This window comes from Pseudocitrobacter sp. 73, assembly GCF_008369545.1.
In the GTDB taxonomy this organism is placed as follows: domain Bacteria; phylum Pseudomonadota; class Gammaproteobacteria; order Enterobacterales; family Enterobacteriaceae; genus Pseudocitrobacter; species Pseudocitrobacter vendiensis.
Map to the genome: position 1 here is coordinate 236078 of NZ_VTZO01000006.1, position 15231 is coordinate 251308.

The 15231-nt window shown below is 53.1% G+C and carries 14 protein-coding genes; 1 reads left to right on the plus strand and 13 read right to left on the minus strand.

The genetic code is table 11. The annotated features are described in order from the left end of the window. The 13 genes from wcaI to F0Q32_RS06220 all read right to left on the minus strand — a co-directional run bounded on the left by wcaI (window position 1) and on the right by F0Q32_RS06220 (window position 12897). The gene (gene wcaI, locus F0Q32_RS06160; RefSeq protein ID WP_149462374.1) at window positions 1–1224 is read right to left on the minus strand and encodes a colanic acid biosynthesis fucosyltransferase WcaI; all 1224 of its coding nucleotides are present in this window, start codon (window positions 1222–1224) and stop codon (window positions 1–3) included. Between the two features lie 59 nt (window positions 1225–1283). Continuing rightward, window positions 1284–1823, minus strand: coding sequence for a GDP-mannose mannosyl hydrolase (locus tag F0Q32_RS06165; RefSeq protein WP_149462375.1), 540 nt, complete (start codon window positions 1821–1823; stop codon window positions 1284–1286). A gap of 3 nt (window positions 1824–1826) precedes the next feature. Further along, on the minus strand, window positions 1827–2792 hold the full coding sequence (locus F0Q32_RS06170; protein ID WP_149462376.1) for a GDP-L-fucose synthase: 966 nt from the start codon (window positions 2790–2792) through the stop codon (window positions 1827–1829). Window positions 2793–2794: 2 nt separating this feature from the next. Continuing rightward, window positions 2795–3916, minus strand: a complete 1122-nt coding sequence (gmd, locus tag F0Q32_RS06175) for a GDP-mannose 4,6-dehydratase (RefSeq protein WP_015963835.1) — start codon at window positions 3914–3916, stop codon at window positions 2795–2797. Between the two features lie 27 nt (window positions 3917–3943). Beyond that, window positions 3944–4492: a colanic acid biosynthesis acetyltransferase WcaF gene (gene wcaF, locus F0Q32_RS06180; protein ID WP_149462377.1), complete on the minus strand. Its 549-nt coding sequence runs from the start codon at window positions 4490–4492 to the stop codon at window positions 3944–3946. Window positions 4493–4507: 15 nt separating this feature from the next. Beyond that, window positions 4508–5254, minus strand: coding sequence for a colanic acid biosynthesis glycosyltransferase WcaE (gene wcaE / locus F0Q32_RS06185; RefSeq protein ID WP_149462378.1), 747 nt, complete (start codon window positions 5252–5254; stop codon window positions 4508–4510). Window positions 5255–5267: 13 nt separating this feature from the next. Beyond that, window positions 5268–6491 carry a colanic acid polymerase WcaD gene (wcaD, locus tag F0Q32_RS06190; RefSeq protein ID WP_149462379.1) on the minus strand — a complete coding sequence of 408 codons (1224 nt, stop codon included), beginning with the start codon at window positions 6489–6491 and terminating at the stop codon, window positions 5268–5270. Beyond that, window positions 6466–7683, minus strand: coding sequence for a colanic acid biosynthesis glycosyltransferase WcaC (gene wcaC, locus F0Q32_RS06195; RefSeq protein ID WP_149462380.1), 1218 nt, complete (start codon window positions 7681–7683; stop codon window positions 6466–6468). The genes wcaD and wcaC overlap by 26 nt, the downstream gene beginning before the upstream one ends. Next, on the minus strand, window positions 7680–8168 hold the full coding sequence (gene wcaB / locus F0Q32_RS06200) for a colanic acid biosynthesis acetyltransferase WcaB (RefSeq protein WP_149462381.1): 489 nt from the start codon (window positions 8166–8168) through the stop codon (window positions 7680–7682). Before wcaB ends, wcaC begins: the two co-directional genes overlap by 4 nt. Window positions 8169–8170: 2 nt before the next feature. Beyond that, the gene (wcaA, locus tag F0Q32_RS06205; protein ID WP_149462382.1) at window positions 8171–9013 is read right to left on the minus strand and encodes a colanic acid biosynthesis glycosyltransferase WcaA; all 843 of its coding nucleotides are present in this window, start codon (window positions 9011–9013) and stop codon (window positions 8171–8173) included. 135 nt (window positions 9014–9148) lie between these two features. Continuing rightward, window positions 9149–11311 (minus strand): tyrosine-protein kinase Wzc, encoded by a 2163-nt coding sequence (gene wzc / locus F0Q32_RS06210; RefSeq protein WP_149462383.1) that lies wholly within the window; start codon window positions 11309–11311, stop codon window positions 9149–9151. Window positions 11312–11313: 2 nt separating this feature from the next. Further along, window positions 11314–11757: a low molecular weight protein-tyrosine-phosphatase Wzb gene (wzb, locus tag F0Q32_RS06215; RefSeq protein ID WP_149462384.1), complete on the minus strand. Its 444-nt coding sequence runs from the start codon at window positions 11755–11757 to the stop codon at window positions 11314–11316. Between the two features lie 6 nt (window positions 11758–11763). Then, window positions 11764–12897: a polysaccharide export protein gene (locus F0Q32_RS06220; protein WP_149462385.1), complete on the minus strand. Its 1134-nt coding sequence runs from the start codon at window positions 12895–12897 to the stop codon at window positions 11764–11766. A 672-nt stretch (window positions 12898–13569) separates the two neighbouring features. Here F0Q32_RS06220 and F0Q32_RS06225 point away from each other — a divergent pair. Further along, entirely contained in the window at window positions 13570–15156 is a 1587-nt protein-coding gene (locus F0Q32_RS06225; protein ID WP_149462386.1) for a TerC family protein, read from the plus strand. The last annotated feature ends 75 nt before the right edge of the window (window positions 15157–15231 follow it).

The following is a 15231-nucleotide window of genomic DNA, read 5'->3' on the forward strand; positions in this document are numbered from 1 at the left end:
TTAACCCCGAATATCAGCTATAAATTGGCTCAGCACGTTCTCTTTTTCGAGCGTGCGTTCCGCGTAGGCCAGCGCCTGCGCATTGCGTTTCGGCATCAATAGTGCCTGTTCAATACCATCCATTAACGCTGGAACCGATTCCGGCTCGACGCACACGGCGATCCCCGGCTCAGTCAGGCACAACTGCCCCAGCTCGGTTTCAGCTTCAGCGGTAATCACCGCATTACCGCCCACCGCCAGAATATTGGTCAGTTTGGATGGCAGTACCGCATCCGCCGCGCCGCGTTTTTGAATCACCAGATGGCAGTCGGCCATCGAGAGCAGCGCGGGCAATGCGTCGTAAGATTGCAGCGGGAAGAAGCGGACATTATCCAGACCTCGTTCCAGCGCCAGTTTTTCCAGCCGCGCTTTCCCGCCGCCCTGGCCGACAATCACAAACAGCCACGGTTTGTCACGCAGCAAGGCAGCGGCTTCAATCACGCTTTCCAGCCCCTGCTTCTCGCCGATATTGCCGGAGTAAAGAATCAGTTTGCGGTCGGCTGGCAGGCCAAGCTGCTCACGCAACACCGCCACGTGTGTACTGTTTACCTCGCGGAAGCGTTCCACTTCCGACCAGTTCGGGAAGAAAATCACCTTCTCTTCCGGCACGCCCTTCTCGCAGGCTTTATTCATCATTGAGCGCGAGATGGTCGAGACGTTATCCACGTTATGCAGGCCGCTGCGCTCAAAGGCACTGGCGAGCTTTGCCACTTTGCCCGGTTTACCCTTACCCGCCATCCCCAGGCCAAGCATCGCATCGACTTCGTAATCCTGAATATGCAGTAAGGTTCGTGCGCCAGAGAGTTTTGCCAGCAAACGCATCCCCGGCGTGCAAAAGAGCGTAGGCACCACGCCAATGATGCGATCCGGCTTCCAGCGACGCTGGGCCAGCAGCGGGAAAAAGCTGCTGACGGCAAAGCTGGCCAGATGAATCAGGCGCTTCAACGTGGAGGGCTGTTTAGGGACATACAGCGGGCAGCGCCAGACAGTGGCGGCGCCCTCTTCCCGGCGATAGCGCCAGGCGGAGTAGTGTTCGCCCACCTGCCACTGCGGGTAGTATGGCGGCGCGGTGATCACCCGGACGTCGTGCCCCTGGCTCGCCATCCACTCGACCATTTCGCCGGTGTATTTGCCGATACCAGTCAATTCCGGTGAATAGTTAATGCCATAGACCAGTATTTTCATACGCTTCATCCTTCAAGTTGCCTCTGCGTTGTCTGCGCTCATTCACCCCAGTCACGTACTTATGTACGCTCCCGGGGATTCACTCGCTTGCCGCCTTGATGCAACTCGAATGATTTTGCGTATAGCCCTGGTACCTCGGCCCGCTTCTCTTCGAGGAAGTAGGCGCGGCTGTTGGCATGCACATTGTCCGTTGCCAGCAACGCCGATGCCGTCAGCCAACGGTAATCGTTGTGCTGCTCATCCGGGAGCGTCAGGTCGCTTGCTTCAACGCGCAGGCGGAAGCCCAGCACAATGTAGTGGGTCGAGAAATCCGCTTCGGAGAAGTTGTCATCATAAAAATGCTGCCAGACGCCGTAGAACTGGCCTGCCGATATCGGCAGGCTCAGGCCCAGCTCCGCCTGCGTTAAGCGGGCGAAGGCGTCGGCGAGCGTTTCATCTTTCTGCACGCGACCGCCAGGAACAAACCAGAACCCCTGCGCCGGGCGGTTGGTGCGTTTGCCAAGCAGATATTCGCCCTGTGCGTTCTCCACAATCAAATCGATTGAGATAAGCGGCGTCGAACGCACTACGGTGGCAAAATCCTGCGTGCTCAGAAACATCGGTTACCCCCGAAAACGCTGCTGGTTTTGCAGAAACCACTGGTAGGTGCTGGCCAGACCAGCTTCCAGGGTGATTTCGTGATACCAGCCCAGTTGATGCAGGCGGGAAACGTCGAGCAGCTTGCGCGGCGTGCCGTCCGGTTTCGACGCATCGAAAACCACGCGGCCCTTGAAGCCCACCACTTTCGCCAGCGTCTGCGCCAGCTCGCGAATAGTGCAGTCGATACCGGTGCCAACGTTGATGTGCGACAGCATCGGCTGGGTGTTCTCCTGCCACACGTCGCGGTCCAGCTCCATCACGTGGATGCTGGCAGCCGCCATGTCGTCCACGTGGAGGAACTCGCGCATTGGCGTGCCGCTGCCCCACACCACCACATCAGACGCATTCTGCTGGGCGGCTTCATGGAAGCGGCGCAGCAGCGCGGGAATGACGTGCGAATTGCTCGGGTGGAAGTTATCGTTCGGCCCATACAAGTTAGTCGGCATCACCGAGCGATAGTCGCGACCGTGCTGGCGGTTATAGGATTCACACAGCTTGATCCCGGCAATTTTGGCGATGGCGTACGGCTCGTTGGTCTCTTCCAGCGTGCCCTGCAGCAGCTCACTTTCAGCCATTGGCTGCTTCGCCAGCTTCGGATAGATGCAGGATGAGCCAAGGAACAGCAGCTTATTCACGTTATGCACATGTGCGGCGTGAATAATGTTGCTTTCAATCATCATGTTTTCGTAGATGAAATCGGCGGGATAGGTATTGTTCGCCACAATACCGCCCACTTTTGCCGCCGCCAGATAGACCTGGTCAATCTGCTCGGTGGCAAAGAATTCATTCACAGCCTGGCTGTCGAGCAGGTTGAGCTCATCGCGAGTACGCAGAATCAGATCCACGTTTTCTCGCTGCTCAAGCTGGCGGACAATGGCCGAACCGACCATTCCCCGGTGGCCCGCCACAAAAATACGTTGTCTGGTCATTCTCAGGACTCCAGCGCGATCGCCACATCGTAGCCGTGGGATTTCAGCAGAGAGTGTTTCTTCGCCGCTTCAAGATCTTTGGCCACCATTTCTGAAACCATTTCCTGAAGAGTGGTTTCCGGTTTCCAGCCCAGTACTTCATGCGCTTTGGTCGGGTCGCCCAGCAGGGTTTCCACTTCCGCAGGGCGGAAATAGCGCGGGTCAACGGCGATGATGATATCGCCCGGTTTCACGCCTGGCGCATCATGGCCGGTTACGGAAACCACGATACCCTTCTCTTCCACGCCGGTGCCTTCAAAGCGCAGTTTGATACCCAACTGTGCCGCGGCCATTTCGACGAACTGACGCACGGAATACTGCACGCCGGTGGCGATCACGAAATCTTCCGGTTTGTCCTGTTGCAGCATCATCCACTGCATTTTCACGTAGTCCTTTGCGTGGCCCCAGTCACGCAGGGAATCCATGTTGCCGAGGTACAGGCAGGACTCCAGGCCCTGAGCGATATTGGCAATCGCGCGGGTAATTTTGCGGGTGACGAAGGTTTCGCCACGACGCGGGGATTCATGGTTGAACAGAATGCCGTTGCAGGCATACATGCCGTAGGATTCACGGTAGTTGACGGTGATCCAGTAGGCGTACAGTTTCGCGACCGCATACGGAGAGCGCGGATAGAACGGCGTGGTCTCTTTCTGTGGAATTTCCTGTACCAGGCCATACAACTCAGAGGTGGACGCCTGATAGAAACGGGTTTTCTTTTCCAGGCCGAGGAAGCGAATGGCTTCCAGCAGACGCAGGGTGCCCATGGCATCCACATCGGCGGTGTATTCCGGAGATTCAAACGAAACGGCTACGTGACTCATCGCGCCCAGGTTGTACACTTCGTCCGGCTGCACTTCCTGCAGGATACGGGTCAGGTTGGAGCTGTCGGTCAGGTCGCCGTAATGCAGATGGAATTTCGGGTTGCTGGTGTGCGGATCCTGGTAGATATGGTCAACGCGTTCCGTGTTAAAAGAGGAAGCGCGGCGCTTAATGCCATGCACTTCGTAGCCTTTTTCCAGCAGAAGCTCTGCCAGGTAAGAACCATCCTGACCGGTTACGCCGGTGATGAGAGCGACTTTTGACATGTTTTTATCCTCTGTACTTATCAGAAATTAATCAGTTTCAACGCGTTCGCGTATCACCACTGCGGGGTTGCCACGGCAAATCACGTTTGCCGGAAGCGATTTAAAAACGCTGCTTCGCGCACCAACGACGGTGCCGTCGCCAATTTCAATGCCGGGAGCGACAAACACATCCGTCGCCAGCCAGCATTTCTCGCCAATCACAATCGGTGTGGCGGTAATATCAAAATGTTGACTCTGAAAGTCATGACTTCCGGTACATAAATAACACTTCTGTGAAACCACCGAATTTGCGCCGATGGTAATATCGCCCAGCGTATATAACACGGCGTCGTCGCCTACCCAGGCATAATCACCGAGGGTTAATTTCCACGGATAAGTAATTTTCACCGACGGGCGAATCACTACGTTTTTTCCTATTTTCGCGCCAAACAGACGTAACAAAAATGCGCGCCAGCGGTAGAGTATTTGCGGTGACCAGGCAAACAAAGTGGATTGTACCGCCCACCATAATTGCACTTTAATGCCGCCCGCTCCGCGAAAACCCGTCGGAACAGAGAATCCCGATAAATCTTGCATAGTTTTTCCTTATATTCAGGATTTGTTATATAAGGCTTTTGTTTTGCCGGTAGTACGCAGGCGTAATAAATAAGACAATTCTGTCAGAAGCTTTGGCATACGTAATATTTCACGCTGTACATTTTTTGCATCCTGACACAACTGTAAATTATTGGTAGTTGATACGCCGCCCATGGAAAATTCTGACACCAGGCCTTTAATTCTTTTAAAGGCATAGCCTGCTTTATACATTTTGGCGGCCAGTGCATAATCAGATGAAACACGATATTGCATATCATACGGATTTTGTTTCAACCCCACGCAGGGGAAGAAGATAGCCTGATGACTGGCGGGCAGGCTGTGATAAATATACCAGCCGCTTTTTGCCCGACGGGTTAACAGCGTGCCATCACCAAAATCGAGCATCGCATCACCCAGATACATTGCATCATCTTTTTTATTACGCAGCTGACGCACAAATTGTGAGACGTCCTGATGAAACACATCGCCGGAATTCAGGAACAGGGCAAACTTGCCTTTGGCCATCGCGATGCCTTTATTCATTGCATCGTACAGGCCGTTATCCGGCTCGCTGACATAACGTAAGTTGTACTGCCCGTTGCGTTTTTCGAGAAACTCCGCCGTGCCGTCTGCCGACCCGCCGTCCACCACAATCCACTCAAACTGAATGCTCGGATCGTTCGCCAGATGCGCCAGTGAACGCCAGGTTTTGACGATGCCGTCATGGTTACGAAACGCGACGGTAATAACACTCAGCAGCATTGTTTTTTCCACCTTATCCGTTGTCTGCCATATTGAGCGCTTTACGCAAAATAAAGGGACAGACAATTAAAAATGCATATTCCGGGCTAAATATCGAACCGGTAAAAAACAGCGATATCGGCGTAAAAAGAAACAACTGCACGCGGAAATTGCGATTATTCCCAAAAGCGTTAATTGTCATCTTTCCGACATTAATCATGTACCATGCCGTTAATATCACTGCGAACCACGAAAAATAAATAATGAGCAGATACAAACCATTGTCTATTGTTTTTCCGACATCCGCACCGTTAAAGATTCCGAATGATGCCACATATTCGTAAAGAGATCCGAAACGCACAATCCCATCAATATGGGTCAGTGAATAACCGACCATTACCAGCGGACCAACAATGCGGTAATAGGATGACGAGCCTTCCGTCCCCAAATCCCCCAGGCGTTCCGATATATACGGAAAGGCAAACACCAGGCCGACCAAAAATACGGCCAAAGAAATAATCGCTAACGGCAGTTTTTTCTTAATAGCCTCTTTGTTCAGATACTGGAAAGCCCACTCCAATAAATAAAACAGGATAAACGTCATTACCCCGGAAAATGATCCTGAAAGAATAATCCCTGCCAGAATCATAGCATCTGCTTTAGGGGTTTTGATACCGAACTGTTTGATACAGAGCCAAATTGAGATTAACGCCAGAGCGAAGAATGCCGGCTCGAAATAAAGTGCGGTGGTACGCTTACCGCCGAACTTGATAAAATTCAGAACATAGCTGTTACTGTATATAAGATATTTCGAAATTGTCTCCATCAGGCTACTGCCTCCGGAGACAATAATTTGCAGCATCTCGACGGCTGCCAGCATGACGATGACGCCAATCACCATATAAAAGCCACGCAAAATTTTGCGGTGGTTATGCGGCGAGATAACCTTAAAGCGAATACTCCATACCATGCCGACAATAATCACAATGTAGACAAACAGCATCGTCGAGGTGACGTACTTGCTGGCATCGTAAGACTGGCCGAACAGATAGTTAAACAGCGTCAGCCCTGCCCCCGCGCCGAGTGCAATCATCAGTTTTTTCAGGTTAATCAGATCAACGTAGAGTAAAAGCAGCAGCGGCAGAAAAGTAACGATAGTTATCGGAAAGCTCTCACCAAGCTGGGCGATTTTAACGTTAACCAGCAAGTAGATTAACGGTAGCAGCAGATAGCTACAGATTCTGATAGAACGAGACATACTCCTCCAGCATCTGTTGGCCGCTGTAGGCCTGACGGCTCCGGGCGCTAAACTGCGCAAGCGTGGTCCCAAAAATAGCCTGAGCGATATCCACTTTCGATAGCTGCGCAAGACGCAGAACGTCGCTGTCATCGACCGTACGCCCACCCGATTTACTCAACACTTCCTGTGCGGCATCGCTGTGAGTCGCAATAACCGGCACGCCAATCGACAGCGCTTCGCACAGAATCAGCGGATAATTATCGACGCGAGAACTGAACAGCAGCGCATCCATACCGTTGAGTTTGCCCATCAGCTGGCGTTTATCGGTCAGGAAACCATGATTCACCACGTTATCCGCGTTGAACGGGGAGAATTTACCGAAGGTATGTACTTCCACTTTATCGCCGAGGGCAATCAGCGCCTGCACCAGTTGCTGATTGGTTTTTCCGTCGTAACGCAAGTCATGCGCTACCACGGCGATTTTTGGCCGCTGCGCATTTGCCACTTTGGGCTGAAGGTCGGCCAGAATGGTTTCCGTGGCCACATCAATTCCGTTGTTAATCACCAGACAGCGGCCTGCGCCGTAAAGGCTGTTGAAGGCATCGGCCACGTGATGACTGGGCGAAATAAAGTTGCAGCCCAGCGCCAACATCTGGCGAAACAGCGCGCGTTTTTCATCGACCTGCAGATGGGCACGATCGACCTTCACCGGCGGGTAGTTACTGAGGGTCGGACACTGCGTGCAGTTGCTCTTCCAGCCTTCACAGCCGTCAAGAAACGCGCAGCGACCCGTGACGCTCCAGTGATCGTGCAGCGTCCAGACGAAAGTGACGTCAGGTTTATGCGCTTTCACCCGCTGGCAGAATTTCACGACCTCCGCCAGATTGAGCCAGTAACTGTGCAGCACATGAAAATGCAACACTACCGGGCCGCTTGTGCGCGTCACTGTGCGATACAGCCCGTTCAGATTACCGAACAGGTCGCGGTTAAACAGACGAAACAGCGCCAGGTTCGCTATCGAAGTGGCACGCGCCGTATGCTTAATCACATTCGGATAACGGTCATGGCTTTCGCTTCTTTTACCGCCTTTGCCATAGCCGTAGATAAACTGCGAGTTCATTCCCTGCTGTAGCGCGCGCTGATGGAGATCCAGCGCTACGCCTGCCGCGCCGCCCTCTGCCAGGCGAACGTTAAATTGCATAATATTCATTTCAGTACCTTCACCCGCGCTTTCTCACCCACCACCAACGCATGGTCGGGGATGTTATCCAGCACCACGCTGCCTGCGCCGATGGTGACCTGATTACCAATCGTGATATCGCCGATAATCACCACGTTGGCCCCGAGTTCAACGCCGTTGCCGAGAACCGGACACGCCAGGCTGTTGGGGCCGCGATTACCGATGGTGACACCGTGACGGATGGTAAAATCATCGCCCGCCACCACGTTCTTGTTGATGACTACGGCATAACCGTGGTGAATAGTGAAGCGACGACCAATCGTCGCGGCGGCCTGAATTTCGTAGCCAAACAGACACTCGGTCACGAAGCGATAGAGCAACAACATTGGCGCGGCCCACAGATTATTGAGCACATTTTTCTTGCGCCACACAGAGCAAAAATGGGCGATGCGATAGGCCATCACCATGCAGCATGGGCGCAGGCTCCAGCTATTGGCGCGTAAATCTTCCAGCATGATTATTTCCCCCGCAGCCCGTCGGCGAGGCGTTTGCCGTTGCGCACTGAAAACAGCGTTAATAGCGTGCGCCAGTTCATGCGTTTATTGCGGATCTGATACAGGGTGAAGAGCTGGTATTTCTTGCTCGCCCGGTCAAATTTGTCTTTGTGTTTGCGGTAAAAATGGAAGTAACCGGAAAACTTTTTCGGCGAATTGGTGATTTGCATCTCACCGTGGTTGATGTGCAGGATCTGCGTCGCTTCTTCGATTTTCCACGGCTCGCCGTAGGCCACCACCATGCGCAGGAAGATGTCGTAATCCTGCGCCGCTTTCAGTTGCGTATCGAACAGGCACTCTTTGAAACGCCACGCCGAACTAAACACCTGGTTGCCAACAATGTTGCGTTTATAGAATAACGTGCGGGAAAACGGCGATTTCGGATACAACGGCAGGCTCGCCGGCTGTGAGTAGACTTCGCCCTGGCAAAGATAGTCGTTGGCATAAAGAAACGCGTGGGTCACCAGCTGGTGCTTTTGTTCGAGAAACACCGACAAACGGTTTGGCGTCCATTCATCGTCATCATCAATACCGGTAATAAACTGGCCTTTCGCCTGCATAATCGCCTGGTTACGCACCGCACACGCGCCGGAATTAACGTCGTTATGGATGTAGTACACGCGAGGATCATTCAGGTCGGTGACAAATTGCTGAAGCTGTTCGTATGATTCGGAGCAATCATCGACGATGATCATCTCCCAGTTCGGGTAATCCTGGCGCAGCACCGATTTGATGGCGCGGATAGCCAACTGCTGGCGATTCCAGGTCGGCATATAGATAGAGATCAATGGATTTTCTGTGGTCATGAGGATCCCCCGGAGAAGCAAAGTCATGGCATTTTCCCCCTCACCCCGGCCCTCTCCCTCAGGGAGAGGGAGAAAACCAGCACCGTACGATCCCCTCTCCCTGTGGGAGAGGGTTAGGGTGAGGGCAAACACACCTTATTTAGAATCAGATTTATATTCGTATTCGTAGTAGCCGTAATCCTGATAGCCCGTCGCGCGACGGAAGATGGAGTTCAGGATCACCCCTTTCACTTCAATGCCGTTTTGCTCGAAGCGGCTAAGGCTGGTTTCCACTTCTTTCAGGGTATTGACCGCGTAGCGCGCTACCATCAGCGTGGTGCCCGCGTGGCGACCGACAATGGCGGCATCGGTGACCGCCAGGATTGGCGGCGTATCGATAAGGATCAGATCATAGTTGGCGCTGGCCCAGCTCATCAGTTCGCCGAATCGCTCGCTCATCAGCAACTCCGACGGATTAGGCGGTACCTGACCGCGCGGTACCAGATCGAAGTTGTTAATCGAAGTGCGTTTCGCGCAGGACGCAATATCGGCTTTCCCGACCAGCACTTCTGACAGACCGTTATCGTTGCTGGTCCCCAGCAGTTCGTGGGTATAGCCTTTACGCATATCACAGTCGATCATCAGCACGCGCTTGCCGGTCTGGCTTATCACCGCCGCGAGGTTGGCGCAGACAAAGGTTTTACCAATAGACGGGCTGACGCCGGTCATCATCAGCACCTTGTTACCCGCCTGCATCATCGCAAAGTGCAGGCTGGTTCGCAGGCTGCGCACCGCTTCAATCGCCAGATCCGTTGGGTTACCGACCGCCAGCAACTGGCTCTGTTTATAGCGTTTAACGCCTTTCACCGTTTTCACGCTGTCACGTGCTTTCTGCCACTCCGACAGCGGAATGCTGGCATAAACATTAATACCATGCTCTTCCAGCACCTGCGGGCTTTCGATACCACGGTTAAACAGCGAGCGCAGCAGCACGCCAACGATAGAGAGCATCAGGCCGAGGATCAGACTGCCGAGAATAATCAGCGCTTTCTTCGGCTTCACGACGCCCGGTTGTGCAATCGCCGGGTCGACAATACGCACATCACCCACGGTACTGGCTTCGGTGATTTTCAGCTCCTGCTGTTTATTCAGCAGCTGCATATACACCTGTTGCCCGGATTCCACATCACGCGTTAAACGCACAATTTCCTGCTGGGTTTTCGGCATCGCGGTCACCCGTTTCGACAGGCGTGCTTTCTCTTCTTCCAGCGCCCGACGTTTTTCCAGCAACGTGCGATACGCAGGGTGAATGCGGGTGTAGAGCTTAGAGATTTCCGCTTCTTTAAAGGTCAGTTCATTGAGCTGTGCGTCAATGTTAACCATCGAGTCCAGCACGGATTTCGCTTCCAGCGGCAGGTCGACGGAGTCTTTCTGCTGGCGATAGGCATTAAGGTTGTTTTCCGCAACATCCAGATTATGGCGCACCACCGGCAGCTGTTTATCGAGGAAGGCGAGGCTTTTCGCCGCTTCTTCGGATTTGCGCGCCACGTTCTGTTCGAGGTAATTACGCGCAATGCTATCGAGGATCTTGCGGATCTGCTCTTTATCTTCGCCGGTAATGCTGAGGGTCAGCACGCCGGAATCTTTACCATCTTCCGTGACGCTCAGGCTGTTTTGCAGCGAATTAATCATGCCGAGCGTGGAGAATCGCGTCAGGGTAAACGATGCGCCTTCATGGGCGGCAATTGCCGTCACCAACAGTGACACGCCGCCTTTCTCCAGCGGTTTGCCTACTTCGCCCTGGGCGCTGAAGCCATCATCATTGCTCAGTTGATAGCGCGTCGGGCTCAGCACTTCCAGCGTAAAGGTGCTTGCCGCCATCGACTGCGGGCGATTAAAAGTGCTGACTTTAACCGTTTCATTTTTGCGCCCCATCAAGCGATCCCACCCTGCGCCAATCAGCGGGAAGGTGTTTTTCTCAACCGAAATATCGAGGTCAAGGTCGTCAACAGTTTTGCCCAGCACCAGACGCGAGGTGATCATTCTGATCTCCGCGTCAGACGCGGGCGGCTTATTGCTCAGAGCGCTGCTGATATCCTGCACCAGCGCGCTGCCCTGATTTTGTTCAATGCGCACCAGCGCATCGGCGCTGTAAATCGGCGTGGCAAAAAGGGTGTAGATAATGCCGACCAGCGTGAACACGCCGGTAATACCCAGCACCCACCATTTTGCTTCGATGACCGTGCCCACCAGGCGACCAATATCAATTTCATCACTGCCCGTGGTCTGCGGGGCTATCTGTTTTACTTTTTCTGTCATTGTTATCCCTGCTGAGCTTTCAGTGCCTGCGCCCACTGTTGAGCAGACCGGTCGAGTAACTGATATACCGCTTCAAAGGCTTCACGGCTTTTGCGATAGGGATCGGGAATGTCGCGTTCATCATCCCAGTGCCCAAACAGCATTACCTTGCCGCGCATTTCCGGCGCGATGTCATGCAGTTTCGAGATGTGGCGGCGTTCCATTGCCAGAATCAGGTCATACTCCCGGCACATCGCGCCGGAAATTTGGCGAGCGCAATGCCCGTCAAGCGAAAGTTGATGGTCTGCTGCCACGCTCACCGCGCTGGCATCTGCCCCCTTCCCCACCAGTGCGCCCAAACCTGCGGACGCAATGGTTACCGACGGCAAATGGCTTTTCAGCAGACGCTCCCCCGTTGGGGAACGGCAAATGTTCCCCACACATACCACCAGAATTTTGTTAAACATGTCGGCTTACCACGTATGGACATCTTTTGCCGTGTCCGTCATGTAGCGAACGCCACTGATGGTCGGCAACAGTTGGTTGATCAGACGGTTCCAGCGCGTCACTGGCGCGGTCGTCACGTACACGACGTCATACGGCTGCAGCACGAAGTTGGTCGCCATCACCAGCGAGGTGGCATCGGACATATCCAACTGATAAACGTTCGCCATCTTGCCGTTGTTGCCCTCTTTGGTTGGGCGGATCACGAAGATACCGCTGGCGTTCGAGGAGGTGAGATCCAACCCTTCCGCCTGGCCCAGCGCTTCGGTCAGCGTCATGCCGCTGAAGTCCATTTTGAGGGTGCTCTGTTTCTTCACTTCACCCATCACGAACACTTTCAGGTCATCGTTGCGTGGCACAAACAATATGTCGCCCGGATACAGCAGTCGGTTCTGTTTCAGGTCGCCGTTCTGCATCAGCGCCTGAATGGAGATGCGCTCTTCACGCCCGTTATGCGTCAGCACCACGTTGCGCCAGTCGGCCATGTCGGTCAGGCCGCCTGCGGCGTTAATGGCATCCAGAACGGTCAGCGGCACGTTAGTAATCGCCTGCTGCCCCGATTTATTTACCTGCCCGGACACATACGCTTTCTGCGAGCGGAACGCGGCGACGTTCACATCAACTTGTGGGTCGGTGATGTAAGCGGCCAGGCGTTGGCTGACAACCTGGCGGATTTCCGAGAGGGTTTTGCCTTTCACCTCAACTTTACCGATGTAAGGGTAAAAAATGGTGCCGTCAGGCTGCACCCAGTTCCCGGTGTCGCTGGAGCTGCGGTACTGGCCTGCCGGGGTGGTGAGTTCCGGGTGATCCCAGACGGTGACGTTCAGCACGTCACCCGGCCCCACGCGATACTGATAATTGCTTAACTCCTGATCCAGCGAGGTATTTGGCTGTGCGACATTGGGTCGTGGGCGCAATTGTTCAATCAGTCGCGGGGTCAGCGGATAAACATTCACCATCTTGTCGATGTCAAAATCAGCGTCTTGCTGTTTAATGACATCTTTCCCGTAGGTAGACATATTGCTGCCAGGAAAGACAGTGCAACCACTCATAAAGGTTACCGACACCAATAATGGCATCAATTTTAGTTTGGATTTCATCATTGATTATTTATCACTTTGGCAGAGAAATTATCCTGTGCGAATTAAATAAACCCGAACATCTCTATTACCTGAGCATTCAGAATGCATTTAATCGTGCGTGAATATAAATGGCATATATCCTAAAAAAGATTGTATTCATCCGCAGGCTATTGACAGAATAATCGAGGCTGATTATCTCGCCTTCAGGCACGCTACCGCCCTTGGCTTTAAGCTACCAAATCACCTAAAATTCAGAATGTTAGAAATAAGTCTACATTTTCGACATTGAATAAAGATTATTCCTGGCATTAAACTTTTCGGCGCATAAATATCTGCCGGATACGTTCCCATGCCTTTTAACATTCAATGCCGGAAGAATTGTTACAGCAATGCAAACAGCAGGCAAGGTAACGACGGCTTAAAAATAGTTTTTAAGAATAATATTAAGCGCCACAAAAACGTTTTTTTAGGATTTTATTTATATTGACATAAAAGAATTATCATAAATGTCGGTATGTTATTTCAGCAAGTATTGGCACTCGCTATAATAAACAAGAGAAAACATAAGGTTTAATTACCCACGACCAGGCATTTTTCGTCAGACAAATCTCAGGGAAACATTGCAATTTGCCCCGGCTTTATCCATGATCGAAGTGTGACAAATGTCATATGACTTAAGGTATTAAACAACGTATGGAATGGATTGCCGATCCCTCAATCTGGGCGGGTCTTATCACGCTTGTGGTCATCGAGCTCGTTCTCGGGATTGATAACCTGGTGTTTATCGCCATCCTGGCAGAAAAACTGCCTCCGGCGCAGCGCGACCGCGCACGCGTCACCGGCCTGATTCTGGCAATGCTGATGCGTCTGGTGCTGCTGGCCTCGATTTCCTGGCTGGTTACGCTCACTAAACCGCTTTTTGTGTTCCGCGATTTAAGCTTCAGCGCGCGTGACCTCATTATGCTCTTCGGCGGCCTCTTCCTTCTCTTTAAAGCCACCGTCGAACTCAATGAACGGCTGGAAGGTAAAGACAGCGATAACCCCACCCAGCGGCGCGGCGCGCGTTTCTGGGGCGTCGTCGCCCAAATTGTGGTGCTGGACGCGGTCTTCTCGCTCGACTCGGTGATAACGGCGGTCGGAATGGTTGACCATCTGGCGGTCATGATGGCGGCGGTGATTATTGCCATCAGCCTGATGCTGCTCGCCAGTAAAGCTCTCACGCGCTTTGTGAACAGCCACCCGACTATCGTTATTCTTTGTCTCAGCTTCCTGCTCATGATTGGTTTCAGCCTGGTCGCAGAAGGCTTTGGCTTTGCCATTCCGAAAGGCTATCTGTACGCGGCGATTGGCTTCTCGGTGATGATTGAGGCGCTGAACCAGTTGGCCATCTTCAACCGTCGTCGCTTCCTGACAGCAAACCTGACGATGCGCCAGCGCACGACCGAAACGGTGATGCGCCTGCTGAGTGGGCGAAAAGAGGACGCCGAGCTGGATGCCGATAGCGCATCCATGATTGCCGACCATCGGGACGATCCTATCTTCGAGCCGCAGGAACGGATGATGATTGAGCGCGTGCTCAACCTCAACCAACGTACCGTCAGCAGTATTATGACCTCGCGCCACGATATTGAGCATATCGATCTCAGCGCCCCGGAAAGCGAAATCCGCGCGCTGCTGGAGAAAAACCAGCACACGCGTCTGGTTATCACCGGCGGCGATGATGAAGAAGAGCTGTTAGGCGTGGTACACGTGATTGATCTGCTGCAACAGTCCCTGCGCAATGAGCCGCTGGACCTGCGCGCGCTTATCCGCCAGCCGCTGGTCTTCCCGGAAACGCTGCCGCTGCTCTCCGCACTGGAACAGTTCCGTAACGCCCGTACCCACTTCGCTTTCGTAGTCGATGAATTTGGTTCGGTGGAAGGTATTGTGACGCTCAGTGACGTCATGGAGACCATCGCCGGCAACCTGCCGAACGAAGTGGAAGAGATTGACGCCCGCCACGATATTCAGCGCAATCCGGACGGTACCTGGACGGCGAACGGGCATATGCCACTGGAAGATCTGGTGCAGTACATTCCACTGCCGCTGGACGACAAACGTGAGTATCACACCATTGCCGGGCTGCTGATGGAACATTTGCAACGCGTACCGACAGCGGGAGAAGAGGTGCAAATTGGCCCCTTCACGCTGAAAACGTTGCAGGTTGAAAGCCACCGCGTGCAAAAGGTCCAGATTATCCCACCGCCGCAGGAAGAGGATGAACTGAACTACGAGGTGTAATGCACATAAGGGCTGATTATTAATCAGCCCTTTTACCTTCTTGTCTTCTATCAATTTTCCCGCACATTTCTTCTG

Coding starts and splice junctions, on each gene's coding strand:
- wzb (WP_149462384.1), bottom strand. CDS start 11,757: ATGTTTAACAAAATTCTGGTGGTATGTGTGGGGAACATTTGCCGTTCC.
- wcaB (WP_149462381.1), bottom strand. CDS start 8,168: ATGCTGGAAGATTTACGCGCCAATAGCTGGAGCCTGCGCCCATGCTGC.
- wcaE (WP_149462378.1), bottom strand. CDS start 5,254: ATGCTGCTGAGTGTTATTACCGTCGCGTTTCGTAACCATGACGGCATC.
- wcaC (WP_149462380.1), bottom strand. CDS start 7,683: ATGAATATTATGCAATTTAACGTTCGCCTGGCAGAGGGCGGCGCGGCA.
- F0Q32_RS06165 (WP_149462375.1), bottom strand. CDS start 1,823: ATGTTTCTGAGCACGCAGGATTTTGCCACCGTAGTGCGTTCGACGCCG.
- wzc (WP_149462383.1), bottom strand. CDS start 11,311: ATGACAGAAAAAGTAAAACAGATAGCCCCGCAGACCACGGGCAGTGAT.
- F0Q32_RS06170 (WP_149462376.1), bottom strand. CDS start 2,792: ATGACCAGACAACGTATTTTTGTGGCGGGCCACCGGGGAATGGTCGGT.
- wcaA (WP_149462382.1), bottom strand. CDS start 9,013: ATGACCACAGAAAATCCATTGATCTCTATCTATATGCCGACCTGGAAT.
- wcaD (WP_149462379.1), bottom strand. CDS start 6,491: ATGTCTCGTTCTATCAGAATCTGTAGCTATCTGCTGCTACCGTTAATC.
- F0Q32_RS06225 (WP_149462386.1), top strand. CDS start 13,570: ATGGAATGGATTGCCGATCCCTCAATCTGGGCGGGTCTTATCACGCTT.
- wcaF (WP_149462377.1), bottom strand. CDS start 4,492: ATGCAAGATTTATCGGGATTCTCTGTTCCGACGGGTTTTCGCGGAGCG.
- wcaI (WP_149462374.1), bottom strand. CDS start 1,224: ATGAAAATACTGGTCTATGGCATTAACTATTCACCGGAATTGACTGGT.
- gmd (WP_015963835.1), bottom strand. CDS start 3,916: ATGTCAAAAGTCGCTCTCATCACCGGCGTAACCGGTCAGGATGGTTCT.
- F0Q32_RS06220 (WP_149462385.1), bottom strand. CDS start 12,897: ATGATGAAATCCAAACTAAAATTGATGCCATTATTGGTGTCGGTAACC.